Raw genomic sequence first — 22919 nt, forward strand, 5'->3', positions numbered from 1 at the left:
GCTGGAGCCGAGTACTATGGCGCCATCACGCAAGTGATGGCTGGGCGGTGTGGTGCTGCGCTAACAGCACCACACCTGGTGGGCTACTTACACACCCAGCGGACCACCATCAGGGCCCCGGAGATTTCGGCAGCGACACACATCAGCATGCCGTAGTCGACCGGGGCTTTTTTGATGCCCCGTCGATGCTTGGCCATTCCCACCACCTCCTTTCTGGGCGCGGTGTCCGGACCACCGGATCCACCGCCCCTCGACTGGAGGTGTCAACACGCGATATCAGCTACTGGCCAGTGCAATATGGAATGCCTTGTCTACCAGCTAAATTGGTGCAATATGGGCGCTATCTCGCGTATCGGCGATATTGTCGCAACGCTGATTGCCGGTGAATACGCCGAAGCCCCCGCCGACGCGCACTCGAGGTGTGTCGGCAGGGGCTTCGATCGGCCGGATCAGGACTTGCGGCGGGCCTCCACCGCGTCGGCCAGGCGGTCGAGCGCGGTCGAGGTCGTCTCCCAGTCGATGCAGGCGTCGGTGATGGACTGGCCGTAGGTCAGCTCGTCGGCGTGGCCGAGGGTGAGGTCCTGGCGGCCGGCGACCAGGAAGCTCTCCAGCATGAGCCCGACGACCGCGCGGTCGCCGGCGGCGATCCGCTCGGCGATATCGGTCGTCACGTCGACCTGGCGCTCGTGGTCCTTGTTCGAGTTGCCGTGGCTGGCGTCGACCACCACGCGCTGCGGCAGCGACGACTTATCCAGGCGGACAAGGGCTTCGGCGACCGAGGCGGCGTCGTAGTTGGGGCCGGTGCTGCCGCCGCGCAGGATGACGTGGCAGTCGTTGTTGCCGGCGGTCCGGATCAGGGCCGAGCGACCGTCCAGGTCGGTGCCGGGGAACACGTGGCTGGCCGCGGCCGCGCGGACGCCGTCGACGGCCACCTGCACGTCACCGTCGGTGCCGTTCTTGATGCCGACCGGCATACTCAGCGCGCTGGCCAGCTGCCGGTGCACCTGGCTGGCGGCGGTGCGGGCACCGATCGCGCCGTAGGAGACGAGATCGGAGATGTACTGCGGGGTGATCGGGTCGAGGAATTCGCACGCGACCGGCAGGCCGAGGGCGGTGATGTCGACCAGGAGTCCGCGGCCCAGGCCCAGACCGGTGTTGATGTCGAAGGTGCCGTCCAGGTGCGGGTCGTTGATCAGACCCTTCCAGCCCAGCGTGGTGCGCGGCTTCTCGAAGTAGACGCGCATCACGATGTGCAGCCGGTCCGACAGCTCCGCGGACTTGGCGGCCAGGCGGCGGGCGTAGTCGAGGGCGGCCTCGGGGTCGTGCACCGAGCACGGGCCCACGATCACCATCAGGCGGTCGTCGGCACCGTCGAGGACCTGCACGGTCGCGGCGCGACCGGCCCGCACGGTGTCGGCGTGCGCATCCGTGATCGGGTGCGCCCGCCGCACGTCGGCGGGGGAGAGCAGGGGGCTGATGCTCAGCGTGCGCTGGTCGTCGAGGTCACTGTGGACGGCATCGACATCGGCGGCGGTAGTCATGAGATGTTCCTTTTCTCAGCCCGACTCGCCGAGAGGATCTACCCAACAGAGCCGGTCTGTTCCGGCTCGGGGTGGGGGAAGGTCAGCGCGTTTCACCGACCGGCCCACCCGGGGCCGGCTTCGTAAACCAGAAATACGCGCGCTGCTGCACGGGCTGGACACTACCAAGCTCCACCGCGGGTGTCATGCACCGGGTCTCGTGGGGACCACAGCCCGATCCGGAAAAGTACGACAGCGGTCAGGTATTCGCCGCACACTGTTCACACCGGGTGTTCAATATCACTCCCGTTCGACCGCGCGCATCTCGATCGGAGGTGGGAACGATGACCGGTTCGGGTGTGTCGGTCTCCGTCTCGCCGGCCGGGGCGAGGCTCGAGCCCGGCCTCGGATGCCGCGCATCGCGGACGCTGTCCGGAGTCTCCGCGCTCGGGTTCGGGCGAGCCGGCGGGCCGGATCCGCGGACTCCGGGTGCGGGCGACTTCGCGCCGTACCTGCCGGAGGTGGCCGCGGGCGGCGCGGCGGCAACGTTGCTGATCAGTTGCCGCGAGGGGTCTTCCGGTCGGGTGGGAACGGCGGTGACAGCTCGGTGTGTCCCCGCGTTCGGTGCGTCGGTCGTGGTCGACGCCGAGGAGGCCACTGCCACAGCATGATCGCCACGTCTGCCGGATCGGTCGATACCGAACCGACATTGGATGCACACCTTCGGGTGGTACAACCGAAAGAGCGCCTCGGCAACGCTGCCGCGATCTGGTGAGTTCCGGGACGACTCTGCGAAAACGTATGGGTTACAAGGGAATTCGTGTCGATCTTGGACACGGGGGCGGTGGATGGTATGCACGGCAACGGGTATCGGGTATCGGGAATCCTGGGTCGAACCGACGGCTGCCGGGACCCGCTGTGGGGTGTGGAGTTCCGGCTCACTCCGGTGGAACGCGCACTGCTGCGCACTTGGGAACTGCGGCGGCTGCAGTTCATCGCGCACGCCGGCGGCGCCGCCGTCACGACCACCCAGACATACACCCGCCTGGAACACAGTCTGGGCCTGTTGGCGCTGGTCGTGCACTTCGCGCCCGACGATCACGCCGCTCGGGTCGCGGCGCTGCTGCACGACGTCGGGCACCTGCCGTTCAGCCACACCTTCGAGGGTGTCGCCGGCCTGCACCACCACGAACTCGGGCGCAAACGGGTCCGCGGCCTGACCCAGTTGCTGGCCGATCACGGGCTCGACGTGGAAGAAGTCCTGGCCGTCGAGGAACCGGGCAGCACCTCGGTACTGCGCCCGGTCGGCGGGCTCAAACTCGACCATCTGGAGTCGTTCGTCCGCAGCGGCCGAGTACACGGGCGGCTCACCGAAGCCCCGGCCCGGACCCTGGCCAAGCTGCGGCTGGTCGACGGCGCCGTGCACACCGATGCCGAAACCGGCGGCTACCTGGCCGAACTCGCCTACGGTGAGGCCAGCTACATGTGCGGCTACGAGAACATCGTGGCGAACGCCGCACTGACCGCCATGGTGGAGACCCTGCTGGCCGGCGGCCTGGACAGCGCCGAACTGGCCGACTTCACCGACGACGAGCTGTGGGCGGCGTTGCTGGCCGAACCGACCACCGCCGCCATGGCCCGGTTGCTGCGCCGCGACCCGCTGGCCTGGGAGATGCTGCCGGTCGACCATCCGGAGGCCGGGCAGGGTTTCGCCTACCAGTTGCGCAAGCTGTACCTGGATACCCCGTTCGTCGACGGCGAACCGATCGGTGTGCCGTCGGAACGCATGGCCGAGCTGCCCCAGATGCCGTTGCGCTGCGTGGTGCTGCCCAGGGAGTTGCGTAAGGCGAGCTGACCGGCCCGGCCGCGCCGCGATTCGGTCGCGTCGCGTCGGCGCGGCGGCGTCGGCGTGTCCGATCCCATACCCAGGATGTCGGCACCCGTCGTTATCGTGGGTAAATGCCCTCCGATGGCCACTCCGAACCCGGGCCGCTGATCGTCCAGAGCGACAAGACGCTGCTGCTCGAGGTCGACCATGCCCAGGCCGACGCGGCGCGTGCGGCCATCGCACCCTTCGCGGAGCTGGAACGCGCCCCCGAACACGTCCACACCTACCGGGTCACCCCGCTGGCGTTGTGGAACGCGCGCGCCGCCGGCCACGACGCCGAACAGGTGGTCGACGCGCTCGTCACCTATTCGCGCTACGCCGTGCCGCAGCCGCTGCTGGTCGACGTCGTCGACACCATGGCCCGCTACGGCCGGCTGCAGCTGGTCAAGAATCCCGCGCACGGTCTGGTGCTGGTCGCCAACGACCGCGCGGTGCTCGAAGAGATCCTGCGGCACAAGAAAATCCAGCCCATGCTCGGCGCCCGCCTCGACGAGGACACGGTCGTCGTGCACCCCTCCGAGCGCGGCCACATCAAACAGCTCCTGCTCAAGGTCGGCTGGCCGGCCGAGGACCTGGCCGGCTACGTCGACGGCGAGGCGCACCCGATCGAGCTGGACTACACCAGCTCCGACTGGCACCTGCGCGACTATCAGGAACTGGCCGCCGAATCGTTCTGGGCCGGCGGCTCAGGTGTCGTGGTCCTGCCCTGTGGTGCCGGCAAGACCATGGTCGGCGCGGCCGCGATGGCGAAGGCGCAGGCCACCACGCTGATCCTGGTCACCAATACGGTGGCCGGCCGGCAGTGGCGGCGCGAGCTGCTCGCCCGCACCTCGCTCACCGAGGACGAGATCGGCGAATACTCCGGTGAGCGCAAGGAGATCCGCCCGGTCACCATCGCCACCTACCAGGTGATCACCCGCAAGACCAAGGGCGAGTACCGGCACCTGGAACTGTTCGACAGCCGCGACTGGGGTCTCATCGTCTACGACGAGGTGCACCTGCTGCCCGCGCCGGTCTTCCGGATGACCGCCGATCTGCAATCCCGCCGCCGGCTCGGCCTCACCGCCACCCTGGTCCGCGAGGACGGCCGCGAGGGCGACGTGTTCTCGCTGATCGGCCCGAAGCGCTACGACGCGCCCTGGAAGGACATCGAGGCGCAGGGCTGGATCGCGCCCGCCGATTGTGTGGAGGTCCGGGTCACCCTGACCGACGCCGAGCGCATGGCCTACGCCACCGCGGAGCCGGAGGAACGCTACAAGCTGTGTTCCACCGCGCGCACCAAACTGGCCGTGGTCGAGTCGATCCTGGAGCGGCACAAGGACGCTCCCAGCCTGGTGATCGGCGCCTACCTCGAACAGCTCGACGAGCTGGGTGAGCACTTGAACGCGCCGGTCATCCAGGGCTCCACTCGCACCAAGGAACGCGAGGCGCTGTTCGACGCGTTCCGTAACGGTGAGATCCCGGTCCTGGTGGTCAGCAAGGTCGCGAACTTCTCCATCGACCTGCCGGAGGCGTCGGTGGCGGTGCAGGTTTCGGGCACGTTCGGGTCCCGGCAGGAGGAAGCCCAGCGATTGGGGCGTTTGCTACGGCCGAAACACGACGGCGGGCAGGCACACTTCTACTCGGTGGTGTCACGCGACACTCTGGATGCGGAATACGCGGCGCATCGCCAGCGGTTCCTAGCAGAACAGGGGTATGCGTATCGCATCACCGATGCCGACGACCTGCTCGGTCCGACGATCGGGTGAGTCCGTTGCGGCCGCCCGAGTACGCGCGCCGGCGTCGGCAGCGCGTCGACGCGGCCGCCACGGGGACGGCTGGTCGGTACACCCGAGGTCGGTGAGGGAGAGACAGTGCGGCGCTTCGAATTTACGGTCGACCGGGGCCATGCCCGGTCGGTCAACGAGGTCGTGACCTGGCTGCGGCGACTGCGCCTGCTCGCCGCGGCGGTGACCGCGGGGCTCGCCGGCCTCACCGCGCTACTGATCGTCCACGACCATCCCTGGTCGTATCTGCTGGCCGTGGCGACGCTGCTGGCCGGCATCACCGCCCTGTTCGTCACGCTGTGGACCCCGCATCGGTACCGGATCGATAAGCTGTACGCCGCATCCGAATTGGTGCCCGCGCTGATCGCGGTCGCCGACCCGGGCCGGATCACGTTGCTGGCCCTGGTCAATCTGGCCAAGCTCGGCGCGGCGCCCACCTTCGCGCTCGTCACCCGCACGGTCCGTGCCCTGCCCGGGCATCGCACGAAGGTGGGGGAGCGGGTGCCTTCGGTGGCGCTGGGTATCGACCGCACCACCGGCGACCTGTGGCCGCGGGTCACCGTCATGCCGCTGGCGTGGGGTACCCGGGACGCGGCCGTCATCGACCGCGCCACCGCAGACATCGCCGAGGTGGAGTGGAAACTGTTGAACGACAACGTGAATCTGGCCGGCACGGTGCAGGCCGCGGACGGGCAGCGGCTGCTGCTCGACCCGAAGCAGCTGCCGGTGCAACTTCGCCGCTGACGCGACGGGCGCGTGTGCACGACAGTCCGGGTCGTCCCGGTTAGAGTCGCCCAATGGTGCGAACCGGGTGGGGTGCTGGGTGTGGGTTGCTGTCGGCGTCCGTCGTTCTCGTTCTGGTGTCGGCGGCACCGGTTGCGGCGCAACCGTCCGCGAATCCACTGATCGGCGCGCCGAGCGCCGGTGACCCTTACTATCCCGCCGACGGCAACGGTGGATACACGGTCGGGCACTACCGGATCCGGATCGACTACGACCCGGCGTCGCGGTGGCTGGCCGGACAGGCCCGGCTGGACGCGACCGCCACCCAGCCGCTGGCCGGCTTCTCGCTGGACTACTCCGGACCCGATGTGTCGGCGGTGGCGGTGAACGACCTGCCGGCCGGCTTCACCCGCAGCGGCGACCACAAGCTGATCGTGACCCCGGCGCTGCCGCTGTTGCCGGGACTGCCGTTCTCGATCCGGGTCGACTACGCCGGCGTGCCCGGCTCGGATCCCGATTCGGGGTGGATGTTCAGCCCCAGCGGCGGCGCGTTCGTGGCCGGTGAGCCGCACGGCGCCGCCTCCTGGTACCCGGTGAACGACACTCCCACGGACAAGGCCACGTTCGATCTGGTGGCCTCGGTTCCGCCGCAATGGGAGGTGGCGGGCAACGGAATCCGCGTTTCCGACAGCACCGACGACGCCCGGCGCACCGTCGAGTGGGTGTCGCGGCATCCCAGCGCGAGCTATCTGAACACCGTGGCGATCGACCGTTTCGAATTCCTGAACCAGCGCGGCGACGACGGCACCCCGCTGGAGAGTGCTTTCGCGCCGGCGGCGGCCGGACGCCGCGATCTGGAACAGCGGCTGCCGGAGGTGCTGGACTTCCTCGAATCCCTGTACGGCCCCTACCCGTTCGAGAGCGGCGGCGGCATCTACGTCGACACCGACCTGCCCTTCTCGCTCGAGACCCAGACCCGGCCGATCTACGCGCCGTGGGCCGACCTGCACACGGTCGTGCACGAGAACACCCACCAGTGGTGGGGCGACTGGATGTCGTTGCGGCAGTGGAGCGATGTGTGCCTGAACGAGTGCTTCGCCAGCTACACCGCCGACTACCTGTGGCCGGAACGCAAGGAGGGCGAGGACGTCGACGCCCACTACCGGGCCGCCGTGGCCACCCACCGCGACGACGACCGGTTCTGGCAGATCCCACTCCAGAACCCCGGTGCCGAAAGGGAATTCAGCTCCGTCTACTACCGCGGCCCGCTGTTCCTGCACGCGCTGCGCCACCTGCTCGGCGACGACACCTTCTTCCCGGCGATGACCGCCTTCGTCCGATCGCACGGCGACGCCAACGCCTCCATGCCCGAATTCCGCAGCTACCTGCAGACCAGGACGACCACAGACCTGTCGGGATTCCTCTCCGCCTGGCTGGATTCGGAGACTCGCCCGGACGACCGGTACCTGTACCCGGGCGGGCTGGGCAGCGCCGCCTGATCGCGGCTCGCCACGCGATAGCCGTGTGGCATACGCGTTCAACGGGATTCAGGGCGAGCAAGGGCCGCAGCGCGAACCGGCGGCCTACTCTTCGGTACCCGTCCCCTGCGTAAGCCCCGGGTGCACACCGGGAGTGAGCCCCGCATCCGTCGTGAGCTTGCCCAGCAGTTTCAGCAACGTGGCCCGTTCCGCGGGATCCAGTCCGCCGGTCACGGTGTCGTCCAGTCCGCGCGCGATCGGCTCGATCCGGCGCAGCAGGTCGAGGCCCGCGGGCAGCAGGTGCACCGCGTACGCGCGGCGGTCGGAGGGGTGGCGGCGTCGTTCGACCAGGCCGCGCTTCTCCAGGTCGTCGACCAGACCGACCATCACGTTGCGGTGGATGTGCAGGGCCTCGCCCAGCTGCTGCTGGGTCTGACCGTCGTAGGCCTGCAGCAGGCGCAGCATTCCGTTGTGCCGCGGGCTGATCCCCAACGGTTCGAGGGCGTCCGCGAACCGGGCGCCGACGTGGAAACCCAGCTGTGCCAGCAGAAATGCCGGATGTTCCGACAGCGGCACCAGCGGCGGATCGGTCTCGGTCACGGGTGCAGCGTACCCAGATGAGCAGCCTCGCTACCGCACAGCCGCCGAGCCGACGACGGCTCGGGTCGCGGATCAGGAATCGGCGCGGGGGGAACCGCCGGTGCCGGACTGCTGTTCGGACCGGGCCAGGTGCAGCTCTGCCTTGTGCAGTTCGGCTTCGGCCTGCTGCAGTGACTTCCGGGTCGCGGCCTCGGCGGCGGCCAGGAAACGGCGGCGATCCTGGGCGGTGGACAGTTCGGCGCGCAAGGCTGTGATCTGCGCTTCCAGTTCGGCGTGCTCGGCGGCGTTGCGGCTCGCTTCGGCGCGCAGGGTGTCGACCGCGGCCCGAGCTTCCGCCGCGGCCGTACGGGCCGTGGCGAGCGCGGATGCGGCACTGTCGAGCTCGGTACCCCGCACCGGTTGCGCCGCAACGGTTTCCACCGTCGGCTCGGTCGCCGGTTCGGGGACCGCGGTCAGGACCGGCCCGACGGGACCGAATCCGGAATAGCTGCTGGCCGTGGCGACCGTCCCGGTCCGTACCGCCTCGGCGACCTCCGAATCGGCCAGTGCCGCTTGGAGTGTCTCGCTGATCTCGCGCAGCGCCGCGTCACTGAGCGTCCGGCCGCGGTCCGCGGCGAGGGCGGCGGCCCGGCGGGCGAGCGCCGCGACCACCGTGCGCCGGCGCCCGGCCAGTTCGCGCAATCGGTCGGCGGCCGGGCGGCGCTGCGCCTCCGCGAGCGCCACACCGACGTCCAGCAGTTCCGCGAGCTGTTCCGGCGCGCCGTCGGCCAGCAGGTTCACCCCCCAGGCCGCCACGGTCGGCCGGCGCAGCGCGCCGATCTCCGTCGCCAGCTCCCGATCACCCGCTGCCCTAGCCTGTTTCACCCGGCTGGTGCGCGCGGCCACGAACTCGCCCGGATCCAGCCGGTACAGCTCCCGCGCGACCTCGTCCCGGTCCACCGGCTACTCCTCGACCAGGGCCACCGAGGCGATCCGGTGCAGAGTGAAGTGGCGGACCGCACCCGACACCGGGTCCAGGGCGTCGAGCTGGCCGCCCGCGACCTTCACCGGTTCCACGATGCGCTGACTGGCGACCCCGGACGCGTCCACGTACCCGATGTGCACGGCGCGCCGCACCCGGACCGCCAGCTGCAGGAGGGCGATCGTCGCCGCCGTACTGGTCCGGGAACCGTCGGCGCGGACGGCGTGCGCGGACCGGGCCCGCGTCGCCCGCTCACCGGCACGCAGCTCGGCGACCAGCAGCCGCAGTTGCTCGGCACTGGGCGGAGTCGGCCGCCACGACTGCCTGACGTTCGGCCGCGGCGCCAGCCGCGCACCGCGCGGGCGCAGATCGACGATGGTCCCCGACGAATCCTCGCCCGCCGGACTGAATCCGGCGCCGCGCAGCACCTCCAGCACCTCGGCCAGCGGTGCCTGCGAGATCGCCACCGTGGGCGCGATCGTCCGCAGCGCCAGCCGGTCGGCCACGGCCGCGGCCATCACCTCGGCCAGCAGCGCGGGATCCTCACTGCGCACGAAGGATTGCGCGACTCCGGCCCGCAACCGGCCGTGCCGGCGCGCCACGTCGTCGACCAGATAGGTCAGTGCCTGCGGGACCGGAGTGCGCGAATGCGCGGCGAACAGCTGATGCAGTTCGGCGGCGGTGAGTCCGGCGTCGAGCGCTCGGCGGACCGACTGCTCGCCGATCCGGTACACCGTCGCCGCGCCCGCGGATTCGACATCGGCGACCAGCGCCATCCGCGCGGCCAGCTCCGGCACCAGCGGCCCGGGCGCGATGACGGTCAAATCAGCTTGCAGCAGAACATGATCCACCGGTTTCGGCAATGCCGAGGTCATCGCGGCGACCGCGTCGGCGAGGGCCGCCGCGGCCGCTTCGGTCCCGCCCGGCCCGGTGTCCGCGAGCGCCTCGACCGCGCGCAGCAGTGCCCGGCCCGCGGTGGTCAGCGCGCCGCGCCCGATCACCCCGAGCGTCGCGGCCTCGGCCAGGGTGCGCTCGACGGCCTCGGCGCCGAACTGGCGGCGCCGACGCGGTCGCCGCCAGGCCAGCACCCGGGAGATGTCGGCGGCCGACAGCGCGGTCCCGGGCGGTTGCTCGGCGAGCAGGTCGAGGATCGCGCGGCGATCCCGCACGGCGTGCGGGGTGCGCAGTTCGGCGGACAGCGCGGCGAGCGGCTTGTCGTTCACGTCGCGCAGGCCGATCATCCACGGGAACCGGTCCAGGTCCAGCCAGCACTGCGCCAGCACCACCCAGCGCCGCGCGGCATCGTCCTCGAGCCAACTGTCCGACGCGCCGGTCGGGGCCCAGAAATCGTCGGTGGTGTCGAAGTCGGGCGGCGGTTCGGGAATGCCCTTGTCGAGAAGCCGGGCCGCGGTCAGGATCTCGACCAGAAGGCCGGTGCGGGCCTCGTCGATTCCGGCCTGCTTCGCGATCCGGCGCAGTTCCCGCACACCGAGCCCGCCGGACCGCAGGGTGGGCGCGGGCGTCTGCCCCACGGCGTCCAGGACAGCGGCACTGTGCCGCAGTAGTTCTCCCACCTCGACCGCGGCGGCCGCGTCCACGTCCGCGATCCGGTACTCGGCCGGCTCGGGCTGGGGTGCGCGCAGCGCGTGCGGGTCGGTGAGCGGTTCGCGCCGCAGGATCTGGCCGACGCCGGCGGGCAGTTCGACGGTCTCCTCGTCGATCCAGTGCAGCAGCCGCGCGGCCAGCAGGCGCTGCACCGGACGGTCGGCGGGAGTTCCGGTGGCGGCGTCGCGGGTGCGGCCGCGAGGGCCGGTGGTGGCCAGCCGGTCGAGCAGGGCGCGCTCGGCCGGGCCGAGTTCGGCCAGGGCCGCGGTGATCTCGGGTTCGGTGAGGGCGTCGGGGATTTCGGTGATGCTGCCCAGCGGCCACGGCAGCGCCTCCTTGCCGGCCGGGACCACGGTCAGCTCGTCGTCGCCCCAGACCAGCGCGCGGGCGATCAGCCGGGCGACCGCGGCGTCGATCGCCGCGGCCGACACCCGGTCGCCGAGCAGTTCGTGCAGCGCCGTCCGCGCGACGGTGCCGCCGTCGCGGGCGCTCTGCACCACCAGGGTCTCGATCACCGCGAAGTCGAGGGTGTCCAATTCGTCGGCGGCCCGCAGCACCGACGCGCGCTGCTCGGCCCGCGCGGCCAGTACGGCCATCGAGGCGGGCAGCGGAACCGCCAGGTCCGGACGCAGATGCAGCAGGGCGACCAGGTCGTCGTCCGCGCGACCGGCCAGCCATGCGGCCGACAGCGGGCCACCGGTCGGCCCGGGGCTGGTGGCTGGCTGGTCGGTGGTGGCGGTCATCCTGTCCAGCGTACGGGCGGATCGGCAACAGCGCTGATGGAGAGCGCAGTACGGCACGCAGAACGGCACCGGACGCACCGGAAGAGGACGCTCGTGTCAGAATGACCCCGTGGCGAAAGAATCGAAGAAGTACGTCGACAACGGCTGGCCGCAGGTCGCCAACGGCGATCACGCAGTGACCGAGCTCTCCTCCTCCCGTTCCGGCGGTCTGTCGCCGTTCGGTGAGGACACCCAGTTCCCTGTGCCGGTCGACACCCTGCCCTACGTGCACCCGCACACGGTCGTCAACCGCTGACACCACTCGGCCGTCCGCCTGCGGTAGTCGGGTACTGACGCCGCCGGTTCCGGCTGCCCCGAACAACTCCGAAAGCCCCCGGATCCCAACGGATCCGGGGGCTTTCGGGGTTTCGAGGTCTGCGCCGGAAACGCCGACGGCGGCCCGGGGTGAACCGGGCCGCCGTCGGCGGGTCGCGGAGGAGCGAACCGAAGATCAGTGCGGGAAGAAGTTCTTGTTGGCCTCGACGAAGTTGACCACGGTCGGGTCGATCTGAGCGTGGTTGGCCTGCGCGGCGTTGAGGGCGTCGATCGCCTGCTGCGGGACCTGGATGCCGGTGGCCTGGACCGCGGCGAAGACCTTGTTCACGGTCTGCATGACATCCTGCGAGCCGTCGACCGAGGGGGCGGCGGCGGGGGCAGGAGCAGCGGCGTCCTGGTCGTCGCCGGCGTCGGACTGCATGGCGACCTGCGGCGAGTAAGGGGCGCTGCGGAGTTCGGCGTTGCTGTGCAGGCCGAGGCTGGCCGAGCAGGAGGGCCAAGCGTTCCAGCTCTGCGCGGAGAGGACCTTCTCGGCCACCGAGATCTGCTGCTCACGAGAGGCCTGGTTGGCGGACGGCGCGTAGTCGGTGCCGCCGTAGGAAGCCCAGGTGCCCTGCGAGAACTGCAGGCCGCCCTGGAAGCCGTTTCCGGTGTTGATGGCCCAGTTGCCGCCGGACTCGCACTGCGCCAGCTTGTCCCAGTCGGACTCCGGGGCGGCGGAGGCGTGACCGGCCAGCGCTACACCCGCGCCGCCGATGATGGCGCTGGTGACCGCGACCTTGGCGACAGTCCGGCCGGAATTGGTCTGCTTGCGATGCCGTCCACTCATGTTCGGATCGTCTTCCTCTCGTCCGCGCCTGCGAGGTGAGCTGTCGGGTTCGGACTGAGAGGCCGTCCGGCCCTGGCGTACCTGGCGGTGCGCCGGGACTTCACCCCAGGGAGTGGCCGTTTCCGGCTTCTCCCACTTCCCTTGCCAGGGAACGTTCCCGTGATGGGACGTGGGTTCCCCGCCCTCGCCCCTGAGCGTTCTCGGGGTCTCGGTCCGCGGGGCGAGGTTCGGTGCGGCGGACCGGGTGCGCCGGGGTTACCCGGCTGAGAAAGACGGTACGACGATCGCCGCCAAAAATCACTATTTGGTAACCGGCGTGTCGTTACGGGTGTCGGTCCGCCGCAATTGGATACGTCGGTGCGTATGTGCTGGTCTTCGCGATCCGGGGGTACCTCGTCACGGTCCGTGACCGCTCCGTGACCATGTCGTTATGTGACGAGGATCACAGGTTTCGAAACAGGACGGCCGGTTTCCGTTGTGCGGCGCCCACGAAGATGTGCGCAGCTCAGCGGGCGCGCCGCCCGGAGAACAGGACATAGGCGAAAGCGAGGACGAATCCGAAAGGTGTTGCGCCCATGGCGACCAGATACAACCACCCCGCCGGATCCCGGTCCGCGATCAGCCGGATGCCGAAGATGGCGACGATCGACAGCACGCCGGCAGCAAAAAAGGCCAGCGCGACATAAAGCAGGATGTCGGCCGCCCGGCGCGGCGCCGGGGAGGGGGAAGTCTCGGGCACGGGTGCACCGTATCGAACGGGTCCGACAACGCCGTTTCCCGGTGGTCCCGGCTGTGCGGCACGCCACCGAACGGCGGAACCCGGACGGAAAACTGATGTGCTGACGGTATCGACCCCGGGGTAGACTGGGCGGACTTCGCGCCCCGCCGTCAAGGTCGGGCGCGTTCTTTTCGCAAACAGCGAGCGGTTCGCGGGGTTATCCGGGAACCTCGATTGTGTCCGGGCGCTCCGGACATCGGGACGACGAACGGGTGAGATAGTGCCGACCGGCAAGGTGAAGTGGTACGACGTCGAAAAGGGCTTCGGCTTCCTTTCGCAGGACGAGGGTGAGGACGTCTATGTCCGGTCGGCCGCGTTGCCCAAGGGTGTCGAAGGTCTGAAGCCGGGGCAGCGCGTCGAATTCGGCATGGCCGCGGGCCGTCGTGGTCCGCAGGCGCTGAGTGTGAAGGTGCTCGACCCGGTTCCGTCGGTGCGCGCCGGTGAACGCGGCGGCCGCAAGGAGTCCGCGCCCAGCCTGCCGCGCAAGTCGCCGGAAGACCTGCAGGCCATGATCCAGGACATGGTCACCCTGCTCGACGGCATCATGGACCGCGACCTCTCCAAGGGCCGCTACCCCGACCGCAAGGTCGCCCAGAAGCTCGGCGAGGTCATGCGAGCCGTCGCCCGCGAATTCGACCACTGAGATTCCGACCGAATGGTCAGCCGCGACAACTGATTTCGTGCGGCCCGGGTAACTCGCCGGGTACGCCCGAAATCGGTTCGGCAGTCACCGCAAGCACGGGTGCACGACGGTCGGCGGCACCCAGCCGCCCGCAAGAAACCCGGGGAGGCGGGGGAGCTCACGCATCGATCGACCAGGCTTGGAAGACCATCAGGCCCTCCTGGCCGGTCTCGTCGACGACCGGTGCCAGCAGGTTCAGTTCGGCGTGCACCAGGTGCATGTCCGGCTGCGGGGACGACTTGATCGAGAACGCCGCGGTGCCGGCCGGATAGTCGGCCTTGCTCTGCTCCATGCGGACGTCGGGGCCGTTGTCGGTCGTGTACTCCAGGGCGAGATGCCACGGCGCGTCCACGAGCTCCGACGGCAGCGACACCTGCAGCGGATAGCCCGCCGGCACATCGAATTTCGCGGTGTAGCCGGACTGGCGGCAATCCAGCAGGATCCGCGCGCCCTCCTTGTGCGGGTCGCAATACCGGAACGGTGGCACCCGCTGCGCCTGCCCGTAGGCGTAGACGGTCAGCTCGGGATCCGCGGCCTTGTGACGGTGCACCGCCACCGTCACAACACCGGCGACGGTCACGATCACGACGAGGACGGCCGCCGCGGCCAAGGCCAGGGCGGTGCGGGGGCTGAACTTGCTCACGGGAGGCGGCTTCCTGTCGGTTGTCGGATCAACTCCGTCGCGCCGGAGTCTACGGCCGGGCGCCCGGAACCTCCTGCTGCGCGTGCTGCGGCCGGTTGCCGCCCAAACCGGGCAGCAGCGAATGTCCACGGTAGCTGACGACAGTCTGCAACAGCCCGACCGCCAGCAGCACCGACACGACCGCGAACCCCTCCCAGTAGGTCGTCGGCAGCAACAGCCCGAACGCGCCGCCGATCACCCAGGACAGCTGCAACACCGTCTCCGACCGGCCGAAGCCCGACGCGATCGACTCCGGCGGCAGGTCGTCCTGGATCGCGGCGTCCAGCGAAACCTTCGCCAGCGCGCTGGATCCCGAACCGACCAGGGTGGCGAGCGCCGCGCCCGGCAGGTCGTTGGTGACCGCCGCCAGCACCGCCGTCACCGTGCACGCGAACGCGCACAACACCACGATCAGCGCCGGCCGGCCCAGCTTCAACCGGGCACCGGTCGCGTTACCCGCGAAATTGCCGACCGCCGCGGCCGCACCGAACGTGCCGAGCATCACAGTCAGCTCCAGCGCGCTGTGATGACTCGACTTGGCCACGAAGGCGACGTAGAAGGTCAGGAATCCGGTGAACAGCCGGATCGTGCTGTTGCCCCACAATCCGCTGACCACCGAACGGCCCAGGGGCTGGCGGCGGCGCCCCGGCACGGTGTCCGCCTGCCGATCGGACAGAACCTCGGTGCGCGGTTCCTCGCCGTGATAGCTCAGCGTGGCCGGGACCTCGCCCGCGGTCACCTCCACCCAGGACGGGATGTGCAGGCTCAGATAGGTGCCCGTGACGGCGACGGCCGCCGCCAGGATCAGCGCCGCCGCGGAACCACCCAGCTTCGCGCAGGCCGCCGCGACCGCACCCATCCCGAGCGTGCCGCCGACCAGCCCGAACATCGTCAGCCGGGCATTCGTGCGGACCAGATCGATGCCCGGCGGCAGCACTCTGGGCGTGACCGCGCTCTTGAGCACCGAGAACGACTTGCTGAGCACCATCATGCACAGCGCCAGCGGGTACAGCCCCCAGGTGCCGATATTGAAGATCAGCACGACCGCGATCCCGGCCCGCACCGCGAACGAACCGGCCAGCGCCAACCGGCGGCCACGCTGCAGCCGGTCCAGCATCGGGCCGATCAACGGCGCGATCACCGCGAACGGCGCGATCGTGATCAGCAGGTAGAGCGCCACCTTGGCTTTGGATTCACCGCTGGCGGCGGCGAAGAACAGGGTGTTGGCCAGCGCGACCGCGAGCGCGGCGTCGAGCGCGTTGTTCGCCATGGTCGCGTAGACCAGCGCGGTGAGCCCGGACTCGTCGGCGCCGTCGGCCTTCGCGGCCCGCTGGAAGGTAGCGATGCCGCGTTCGGTGAGTTCGCGGCTGCGCATGACGACCAAACGGGTCACGGTGAGTTTGCGGGGCTGGCCGGGATCCGTGGGCCACGCCGCGGTGGGCGCGTCCGGGTCCGGCGGCCCGGCCGGATATTCCGGGTCGCCGGACGGTTCGTCCGGGTGCGTGGGGCCCGTCACGGATCGGGGCGCAGCACCGGCGGCCATGTGGTGGCTCACGGCGTCGGGTACCTCCGGCGGGTTCCGCGTGGACATCTCACGCGTGTTCCGTGCGTTCCGGGCCGGGAGCCCGGTGCTCGCGGGAGTGTTCGCGGGCGGGTACCGGTCGTAGCCGGGATGCCGTTCGGTCATCGGGTGCTGCTCGCCGCCCCACCGACCGCTGTCGGATCCGTCGGGGTCACGGGTGGCAGTCACCCCTCGATTCTCTCGCACTACGCATCGGGATGCGTGCAGGACGTCGCCGGTCAGGAACCGGGCACGAACCGGACCTCGAACAGGGTGGGCCAGTACTTGCCGGTGATCAGGTAGCGGTCGGTACCAGGGATTTGCGCGATCCCGTTGAGCACGTCCGCGCCCGCCTTCTCGGTGATGGACAGCAGGCCGGCGGCGTCGATGTCGGCCAGCACCCGGCCGGTAGCCGGATCCAGGCGCAGGATGTGGTCGCTGGGCCAGGTGTTCGCGTAGACGGTGCCGTCGGCCGAGCAGTCGAGTTCGTTCAGCTGGACGTTGTTGTGGCTGGTCAGCCGCACGGTTCCGGTGACGGCGAAGGTGACCGGGTCGCGGTAGGTGAGGGTGTCGGTGCCGTTGCTCATGAGCAGCCGGCCGTCGCGGAAGCACAAGCCCCAGCCCTCGCCGTCGAAGTGCACGCGCCGGCGTTCGGCCAGGGTGACCGGGTCGCGGTCGAAGGCGACGCCGCTCTGCCAGGTCAGCTGCCACAGGGTGGAACCGGCCAGGGTCAGGCCCTCACCGAACATGTCGGGCGGCAGCGCGACCCGGGCCAGTTCCCGCCCGGTGGTCGCGTCGGTCGCGCGGACGGTCGACGCGACCAGCATCCCGGTGCTCTCGTAGCGGACGTTTCCGTCGACTTCCAGACCTTCGGTGAACGCGTCCCGTTCGTGCGGGTGAGTGGCCACGACCTGGAGATGTTCGGTGTCGACAGTCGCCGTCGACCGGCCGCAGCCGGTGCCGGTGAGGCTGATCAGCGCCGCCCAGACCGCCGCGGTCGCGGCCCACGCACGATGTCGGTGCTTCATACGGCAAAATGTAGGACGTGAGCGCAGTTTCTGTTTCGGAGTCCGGCGTGCGGCCGATCCTCGCGGAGGCGGCTGCCCTGGCCCGCCGCGCCCTGAACGATCTGCAGCCCAACGGGGTGGGTGACTATCTGGGGGTCACGTTCGAGGACGAGTGCGCGGCGACGCACCACTTCGCGGCGACCCTGCCCGGCTACCGCGGCTGGCAGTGGGCGGTGGTGGTGGCCGCGCCGCCGCTGGCCGACCATGCGACCGTCAGCGAGTCGGCGCTGCTGCCCGGCCCGGATGCCCTGGTGGCGCCCGACTTCGTCCCGTGGGAGCAGCGGGTTCGCCCCGGCGACCTGAACCCCGGCGACCTGCTCGCGCCCCCGGTCGACGACCCGCGCCTCGCGCCCGGCTACCTGCTCACCGGCGACCCCGCCGTCGACGAGGTGGTCGAGGAGATCGGCCTGGGCCGTTCGCAGGTCCTCAGCCGCGTCGGCCGTGAAGAGGCCGCCGAACGCTGGTACAGCACCTACGGCCCGTCCGCCGAGATGGCCCGAGCCGCCAACGCCACCTGCGGCACCTGTGGTTTCTTCCTGCCGCTCGCGGGCGCCATGCGCGCCGGCTTCGGCGTGTGCGCCAACGCCATGGGCGCCGACGGGCACGTGGTGAGCGTGGAGTACGGCTGCGGAGCGCACTCGGACACGCCGCCGCCCGCGGGCGCGGGGTCGCCGCTGTACGAGGCGTACGACGATGCGGCGGTGGAGCTGTTCGCCGCCGAGGAATTCCGTTCGCGGGCCGATACGGCCGCGGGGACGGCGGCCGAGGAACCGGCCTCGGTCGGCGGGGCGGCCGGTCCGGCGGCTGGCGAGACCGGTGCGGCCGCTGCGGTGGTCTCTGCCGAGCAGGTCGACACGCCTGCGGTTGTCGGCGACGAGATCGCCGGTGGCGAGCAGACCGCCGACAGCGTCGCTGCTTCCGCAGCCGGCGAAACCGTTGTGGCAGATGCGGAGACCGTCGGCGAAGGCGACACCGCGGCGGCCGCGAACGCAGCGATCGCGGCCGACGATGCCGCCGTTGCGCCCGAATCTGTTGTGGCTGCTGCGGGTTCGGCTTCTGCCGGTGGCGAGCAGTCCGCTGCAGGCGATGTCGCGAGTGCGACCGCGGCTGCGGATGCGTCGGGCGATGATGCCGCTGTGGCGGCCGGAACCGTTGTAGTGGCCGCGGGTTCGGCTCCCGCCGGTGCCGAACCGGCTGCGGCCGCCGCTGCCGAGGCTGCGGCTGGTGACGCTGCTGCGGTGGTCGGAACCGATGTGGCTGCTGAGGGTTCGGCTTCTGCCGGTGGCGAGCAGTTTGCTGCAGGCGATGTCGCGAGTGCGACCGAGGCTGCGGATGCGTCGGGCGACGATGCCGCTGTGGCGGCCGGAACCGTTGTGGTGGCCGCGGGTTCGGCTCCCGCCGGTGCCGAACCGGCTGCGGCCGCCGCTGCCGAGGCTGCGGCTGGTGATGCTGCTGCGGTGGCCGAAGCCGTTGTGGTGGTGGAGGGTTCGGTTCCCGCGGATGCCGGGCAGCCTGTGGTCGGCGATGTCGCGGGTGTGGAGGCGGCGGTGGCCGGTGCCGAGGGGGCGCGGGTGCCGGTGGCTCCTGTTGCGGCCGAGGCGGATCTGCCGGAGGCGTGGATCCTGCCGGCACCCGAGGGCTCGGCGAACCACTGAGCGGGGTAGCGGCCGCCGATCCGTTCGGGACGGCGGCACTGCGGGCCGCGACGATCGCGGCCTGGCGGGATTCGCCGACTCGGTTGCGTGAGGATGCCGCGACCGAGGCGGATTTGGTCCGGGCCGGATACCGGGACCGGTTGCTCACCGAGCTGGCGCAGAACGCGGCCGACGCGGCGACGAAAGCCGGTGTGCCCGGGCAGATTCGGGTCCTGCTCCGTGACCGCACCCTGTCCGTGGCGAATGTCGGTGCCGCACTGGATGTCCCGGGCCTGCATGCGCTCACGGCGCTCCGGGTGTCGGCGAAGCCCGGCGAGGGCGAGCGTGTCGGCCGGTTCGGGGTCGGCTTCACCGCGGTCCTGAGCGCCGGTGACGAGATCGAATTCCGTTCCACCAGCGGCTCGATCCGCTTCTCCCGCGCCGAAACCGCACAGACCCTGGCGGACAACGAGATCCACCACACCGACGACCCGGAATTCCGGCCCCCCGCCCTGCGCCTGCCCTGGCCGACCACCGCGACCCCGGCCCCCGGCTTCGACTCCGAGATCCTGATCACCCTGCGCGACGAGGTCGACGCCCCCGCCCTGCTCGCCTCGATGCGAGCGGAAGCCACCGACCTCCTACTGGAACTCCCTGCCCTGCAGGAGATCCGCATCGGCGACGACCGCTTCACCAGCACCCGTGAACCGATCGGCGGCGGCCTGACCCGCCTGCGAGTGGTGCGCCCGCTCGCCGAAACCTGGGATGCCGAAGTCGAATCTCGTGCGGATGAGACCGAAACTCGGGAGTGGTGGGAGTTCTCGACCGCCCACGCGCGCTGGTCGGTGCCGGTGCGGGACGGGCGGCCGGTGGCCGCGCGGCCGGATGTGCTTCGGGCGCCGACTCGTTCGGACGAGGAGTTGTCGCTGCCGGCCGTGCTGATCGCCGATGTGGCGATGCAGCCCGATCGGCGGCGGTTGCTGCCGGGGGCCCCGCTGCGGCGGTTGGCGGCCGGGTACGCCGATTTCGCTCGCGCACTGCCGCCGCTGGACCGGCTGGTGCTGGTTCCGGTACCCGGCTTCGCGCGCAGCGAGGCCGACGCGTTGCTGCGCGAAGCGCTGATCGAGGAGCTCGCCGGCGGAGCGTGGCTGCCGATCGTGCCCGTCGCCGGCGATACTGCGGATCTGCTGCGTGACAACGACTTCTATTCCGGTGTTCCTGCTTTCGGCGCGCCGGTAGCAGCCGGCTCGCAAGGGCCCGGCGCGGGCCCGAACACCGTCGGCGAACCAGCCGTAACCGTGTCCGGCGATCCGGCCGCGGGCGAGCTGAGCGCGGAGGTGTCCGACGAGCCGGCTACCCCCGTCGCCGTCCCGCGTCGGGCGAGCGTATTCACCGGTGTCACCGCCGATTTGGCCGTCCTGCTGGCGGAAATGCTGGGCCCCCTGGTGGTTCCGGAGCTGTCCGGTCGCTCCACGGCCGACCGGCTGGCGGCGCTGGACGTGCATCGGGTCGGGCCGGCGCGGATCGCGGAGTTGTCGGCGAGTCTGCAGCGTCCGCCGCAATGGTGGTACGCGCTGTACGACGCGCTGGAGCCGTTCGCGGGGGATCCGCTGGTCGCGGAGGAACTCGGTGCGCTGGCGGTGCCGCTGGCCGACGGGCGGCTGGTGACCGGGCCGCGGACCGTGCTGTGTGACGAGGCGCTCGACCTGCTCGGACCCGAAACATCCGAGAGGACAGCGGCATTCGACGAGCTGCCGATCCGGTGGGCGCGCCTGGTGCACCCGGAGGCCGCGCATCCGCTGCTGAACCGGCTCGGCGCCCAGGTCACCAGCCCGGCGGATCTGCTCACCGATCCGGCCTTGCGGCTGGAACTGGAGCACGATCCCGCCGATCCGGATCTCGTTGCGGCCGTGCTGTTCCTGGCGAGCCGGGTCGCGCCGGGCACCGTGCTGCCGGCGTGGCTGGGGCAGCTGGAACTGCCCGGCGCGGACGGCGAACCGGTTCCGGCCGACGAACTGCTGCTCCCGGACGCCCCGCTGACCGCGGTGCTGGACGGTGATTCCCCGTTCGGCACGGTGGATTCCGCGCTGGTCGATCGGTTCGGTGCCGCGGCGCTGCGCGCGCTGGGGGTGGGCTGGGGTTTCACCGTGCTCACCGAGAGCGATCCGACCGGCCCCGACCACGACCTCGACGACGAGCCGGACTGGTGGTCCGGCCTCGCCGAGGATCCGCCGGAACTGGTCGCGGTCCGCGATCTGGACCTGATCGACCCCGACGCCTGGCCGGCCGCCCTGCGGCTGCTGCTGGACGACCCCGTGACCCGGCCCCTGCTGGCCGCCGCCGACGGTTACACCGCGTGGTGGCTGCGCCGGCACGCGCGGGTGGGCGGCGTCGCCCTCGGCTTGTGCTGTCGCCCCGGCGATCCGGACTTCGCGGGCCTGCTCACCGAGCTACCGGGTTTCACCGACCACGACCTGGCGGCACTGAGCGGAGTGCTCGCGGACCGCGAGCGCATCACCCCCGAACTGGCCGCCGCGCTGTTGGACGCGCTCGCCGACCCGGCACGCACGCCGAGCCCCGACACCGTCGCCCGCGCTCACCGTCTGCTGGCCGCGGTGATCGCGAGCGGCCACCTGGAACTGGATCAGCTGGATCTGCCGTCCGGTGTCCGGGCCCTGTCGGGTGCGGTGATCGACCCGGCCGACGCGCTGGTGCTGGACCGCCCGGAATACGGCCAGGTGCTTCCGCCCGGCCGCTTGGTCGTCGGGGATATCGAGACGGCCGCCGCGCTGGCGACCCTGCTGGATCTACCGTCCGCCTCACAGGCGGTCACGGCGGAAGTGCTGGGTGTGGGCCGCCCCGCCGCCTGGCGCGACGCACCCGAGGCGGTGCTGTTCGGCCTGCAGGGGGTTCCGCACGGGGACTTGTTCATCCACGACACGGTCCGGGTACGGCTCGGCGGCGCCTATACCGCCACCGTCACGGTGCCGTGGTGGCGCGACGACCACGGCACCCATCTCACGGCGCTGCCTACTCGCTGACGTAGGACGCGATCACGTCGGCCAGCACGTCGAGCTGGTCCTGGACGGTCGCGCTGTCGCCGTCGACCAGCCAGCGCAGTACCACGCCGTCGATGAAGTTCAGGGCGAACCGGCTGATGGTCTGCACCGGCAGGGTGAAGGTGATGCCGGTTCCCTGCCGGGCCTGCTCGAGCACCTCGGCGACGTTGCTGTCGTTGAATTCGTATTGCTCGCGGGCGATCGCCAGTTTTGCCGGGGTCTGCTCACCCTCGCGCAGGGCGTAGGTGGTGGTTTCGTAGGTCAGTAACTGGCGTTCCGGGCTGGATTCGACGTTGCGCCAGAGCAGTTCGACGGCGGCACGAACCAGATTTCGGAATGAATCTTTTCCGCTCCCGAAGCTGCGCCAGACGGATTCATCCGCCTCGACAGAATTACGCAATTCCATCGATAGCGCCTTGACCAGCTCGGTCATCAGCGCATCCTTGTTTTCGAAACAATAATGCACCACACCCAGGGAAACACCCGCGGCCTGTGCTACGTCACGCGTGGTAACTCCGGCCACGCCCTTCTTTTCGGCAAGGCGTATGGCTGCATCGATTAGATGCGCTCGTCGTTCTTCGACGCTCAATCGGGAGGACACCCCACGGAGTTAAGCGTCAAGTCGGCGAACAGTCAATTCGTGACCGGTGAAAACACGCGTTGGAGGGCTCGCGTGTCCGATCCGCTCCCCACATGTCCGATTCGGGCCACTAGAGGCCGGTCTGGGCGCCTTTGTCACCGCGGCGCGCGCCCCGGCGCTGGACCAGGAACAGGGTGTAGCCGACGGCGCCGACCGCCAAGCCCATCAGGCAGACCGGCCGGGCATCGCGCCAGTCGGCGACCAGCCACACCGCCACGGTCGCGACCGCCCACAGCACCGTGCCGACCGCGAGCACCGGGCGCGGATCCGTCAGGCGCGGCGGAATCTCCGGTACCTGCGGCGTTTCCGGGGCGGACTCGGTCATGGGTTCCAGGGTAGCCGTCCGCGCACTACCGACCCGAAATTCGGACTCTCCCGTATCCTTTGG

General features: G+C 70.4%; 20 protein-coding genes and 1 riboswitch. Of the genes, 9 read left to right on the forward strand and 11 right to left on the reverse strand.

The features are described from left to right. Positions 1–449: 449 nt before the first annotated feature. The gene (locus EBN03_RS24870) at positions 450–1541 is read right to left on the reverse strand and encodes a 3-deoxy-7-phosphoheptulonate synthase (RefSeq protein WP_122190548.1); all 1092 of its coding nucleotides are present in this window, start codon (positions 1539–1541) and stop codon (positions 450–452) included. 323 nt (positions 1542–1864) lie between these two features. On the opposite strand from EBN03_RS24870, the gene EBN03_RS24875 reads away from it, so the two are divergent. From EBN03_RS24875 to EBN03_RS24895, 5 genes are all read left to right on the forward strand, one after another. Further along, positions 1865–2191, forward strand: a complete 327-nt coding sequence (locus EBN03_RS24875) for a hypothetical protein (RefSeq protein WP_122190549.1) — start codon at positions 1865–1867, stop codon at positions 2189–2191. Positions 2192–2340: 149 nt separating this feature from the next. Next, on the forward strand, positions 2341–3375 hold the full coding sequence (locus EBN03_RS24880; protein WP_147471690.1) for an HD domain-containing protein: 1035 nt from the start codon (positions 2341–2343) through the stop codon (positions 3373–3375). A 104-nt stretch (positions 3376–3479) separates the two neighbouring features. Next, a complete protein-coding gene (locus tag EBN03_RS24885) occupies positions 3480–5156 on the forward strand; it encodes a DNA repair helicase XPB (RefSeq protein ID WP_122190551.1) in 1677 nt (558 codons plus the stop codon). A gap of 105 nt (positions 5157–5261) precedes the next feature. Further along, complete coding sequence (locus tag EBN03_RS24890) at positions 5262–5918, forward strand: DUF3239 domain-containing protein (protein WP_122190552.1); 657 nt, start codon at positions 5262–5264, stop codon at positions 5916–5918. 53 nt (positions 5919–5971) lie between these two features. Then, the gene (locus tag EBN03_RS24895) at positions 5972–7396 is read left to right on the forward strand and encodes a M1 family metallopeptidase (RefSeq protein WP_122190553.1); all 1425 of its coding nucleotides are present in this window, start codon (positions 5972–5974) and stop codon (positions 7394–7396) included. A gap of 84 nt (positions 7397–7480) precedes the next feature. Here EBN03_RS24895 and EBN03_RS24900 read toward each other — a convergent pair whose 3' ends face one another. The 3 genes from EBN03_RS24900 to EBN03_RS24910 all read right to left on the reverse strand — a co-directional run bounded on the left by EBN03_RS24900 (position 7481) and on the right by EBN03_RS24910 (position 11284). Beyond that, the gene (locus tag EBN03_RS24900; RefSeq protein WP_233608610.1) at positions 7481–7975 is read right to left on the reverse strand and encodes a MarR family winged helix-turn-helix transcriptional regulator; all 495 of its coding nucleotides are present in this window, start codon (positions 7973–7975) and stop codon (positions 7481–7483) included. 72 nt (positions 7976–8047) lie between these two features. Continuing rightward, complete coding sequence (locus tag EBN03_RS24905; protein WP_122190554.1) at positions 8048–8914, reverse strand: hypothetical protein; 867 nt, start codon at positions 8912–8914, stop codon at positions 8048–8050. Positions 8915–8917: 3 nt separating this feature from the next. Beyond that, the gene (locus EBN03_RS24910; protein ID WP_122190555.1) at positions 8918–11284 is read right to left on the reverse strand and encodes a helicase-associated domain-containing protein; all 2367 of its coding nucleotides are present in this window, start codon (positions 11282–11284) and stop codon (positions 8918–8920) included. A gap of 109 nt (positions 11285–11393) precedes the next feature. Here EBN03_RS24910 and EBN03_RS24915 point away from each other — a divergent pair, with 109 nt between their 5' ends. Further along, entirely contained in the window at positions 11394–11579 is a 186-nt protein-coding gene (locus EBN03_RS24915; RefSeq protein WP_122190556.1) for a hypothetical protein, read from the forward strand. 195 nt (positions 11580–11774) lie between these two features. Here the strand turns inward: EBN03_RS24915 and EBN03_RS24920 are convergent, their stop codons facing one another. Then, positions 11775–12428 carry a transglycosylase family protein gene (locus EBN03_RS24920; protein ID WP_122190557.1) on the reverse strand — a complete coding sequence of 218 codons (654 nt, stop codon included), beginning with the start codon at positions 12426–12428 and terminating at the stop codon, positions 11775–11777. Positions 12429–12438: 10 nt separating this feature from the next. Beyond that, positions 12439–12635: riboswitch (cyclic di-AMP (ydaO/yuaA leader) on the reverse strand. Between the two features lie 298 nt (positions 12636–12933). Continuing rightward, positions 12934–13167 (reverse strand): hypothetical protein, encoded by a 234-nt coding sequence (locus EBN03_RS24925; RefSeq protein ID WP_233608611.1) that lies wholly within the window; start codon positions 13165–13167, stop codon positions 12934–12936. A gap of 259 nt (positions 13168–13426) precedes the next feature. Here EBN03_RS24925 and EBN03_RS24930 point away from each other — a divergent pair, with 259 nt between their 5' ends. After that, positions 13427–13849 carry a cold-shock protein gene (locus tag EBN03_RS24930; RefSeq protein ID WP_122190558.1) on the forward strand — a complete coding sequence of 141 codons (423 nt, stop codon included), beginning with the start codon at positions 13427–13429 and terminating at the stop codon, positions 13847–13849. Between the two features lie 157 nt (positions 13850–14006). On the opposite strand, the gene EBN03_RS24935 is transcribed toward EBN03_RS24930, so the two are convergent. The 3 genes from EBN03_RS24935 to EBN03_RS24945 are packed head-to-tail and all read right to left on the reverse strand — an operon-like array spanning position 14007 to position 17159. Continuing rightward, a complete protein-coding gene (locus EBN03_RS24935; protein ID WP_233608612.1) occupies positions 14007–14531 on the reverse strand; it encodes a DUF2771 family protein in 525 nt (174 codons plus the stop codon). Between the two features lie 49 nt (positions 14532–14580). Beyond that, the gene (locus tag EBN03_RS24940) at positions 14581–16320 is read right to left on the reverse strand and encodes an MFS transporter (RefSeq protein ID WP_233608613.1); all 1740 of its coding nucleotides are present in this window, start codon (positions 16318–16320) and stop codon (positions 14581–14583) included. A gap of 50 nt (positions 16321–16370) precedes the next feature. Beyond that, entirely contained in the window at positions 16371–17159 is a 789-nt protein-coding gene (locus EBN03_RS24945; protein WP_122190559.1) for a glutaminyl-peptide cyclotransferase, read from the reverse strand. A gap of 17 nt (positions 17160–17176) precedes the next feature. On the opposite strand from EBN03_RS24945, the gene EBN03_RS35880 reads away from it, so the two are divergent. Both EBN03_RS35880 and EBN03_RS24955 read left to right on the forward strand, forming a co-directional pair. Next, positions 17177–18853: a DUF3027 domain-containing protein gene (locus EBN03_RS35880; protein ID WP_407671232.1), complete on the forward strand. Its 1677-nt coding sequence runs from the start codon at positions 17177–17179 to the stop codon at positions 18851–18853. Beyond that, positions 18814–21873, forward strand: a complete 3060-nt coding sequence (locus EBN03_RS24955) for a sacsin N-terminal ATP-binding-like domain-containing protein (RefSeq protein ID WP_233608614.1) — start codon at positions 18814–18816, stop codon at positions 21871–21873. The genes EBN03_RS35880 and EBN03_RS24955 overlap by 40 nt, the downstream gene beginning before the upstream one ends. On the opposite strand, the gene EBN03_RS24960 is transcribed toward EBN03_RS24955, so the two are convergent. After that, positions 21863–22480: a TetR/AcrR family transcriptional regulator gene (locus tag EBN03_RS24960; protein WP_233608615.1), complete on the reverse strand. Its 618-nt coding sequence runs from the start codon at positions 22478–22480 to the stop codon at positions 21863–21865. The genes EBN03_RS24955 and EBN03_RS24960 overlap by 11 nt on opposite strands. Positions 22481–22601: 121 nt before the next feature. Then, positions 22602–22856 (reverse strand): DUF2530 domain-containing protein, encoded by a 255-nt coding sequence (locus EBN03_RS24965; protein ID WP_122190561.1) that lies wholly within the window; start codon positions 22854–22856, stop codon positions 22602–22604. Positions 22857–22919 lie beyond the last annotated feature (63 nt).

The sequence above is a fragment of the Nocardia stercoris genome, from assembly GCF_003696265.1.
GTDB classification, from domain to species: domain Bacteria; phylum Actinomycetota; class Actinomycetes; order Mycobacteriales; family Mycobacteriaceae; genus Nocardia; species Nocardia stercoris.

Bases quoted from the DNA above. Each gene is read 5' to 3' on its own strand.
- EBN03_RS24870 (WP_122190548.1), bottom strand. From the start codon at position 1,541: ATGACTACCGCCGCCGATGTCGATGCCGTCCACAGTGACCTCGACGAC.
- EBN03_RS24875 (WP_122190549.1), top strand. From the start codon at position 1,865: ATGACCGGTTCGGGTGTGTCGGTCTCCGTCTCGCCGGCCGGGGCGAGG.
- EBN03_RS24885 (WP_122190551.1), top strand. From the start codon at position 3,480: ATGCCCTCCGATGGCCACTCCGAACCCGGGCCGCTGATCGTCCAGAGC.
- EBN03_RS24895 (WP_122190553.1), top strand. From the start codon at position 5,972: ATGGTGCGAACCGGGTGGGGTGCTGGGTGTGGGTTGCTGTCGGCGTCC.
- EBN03_RS24910 (WP_122190555.1), bottom strand. From the start codon at position 11,284: ATGACCGCCACCACCGACCAGCCAGCCACCAGCCCCGGGCCGACCGGT.
- EBN03_RS24920 (WP_122190557.1), bottom strand. From the start codon at position 12,428: ATGAGTGGACGGCATCGCAAGCAGACCAATTCCGGCCGGACTGTCGCC.
- EBN03_RS24945 (WP_122190559.1), bottom strand. From the start codon at position 17,159: ATGAAGCACCGACATCGTGCGTGGGCCGCGACCGCGGCGGTCTGGGCG.
- EBN03_RS24965 (WP_122190561.1), bottom strand. From the start codon at position 22,856: ATGACCGAGTCCGCCCCGGAAACGCCGCAGGTACCGGAGATTCCGCCG.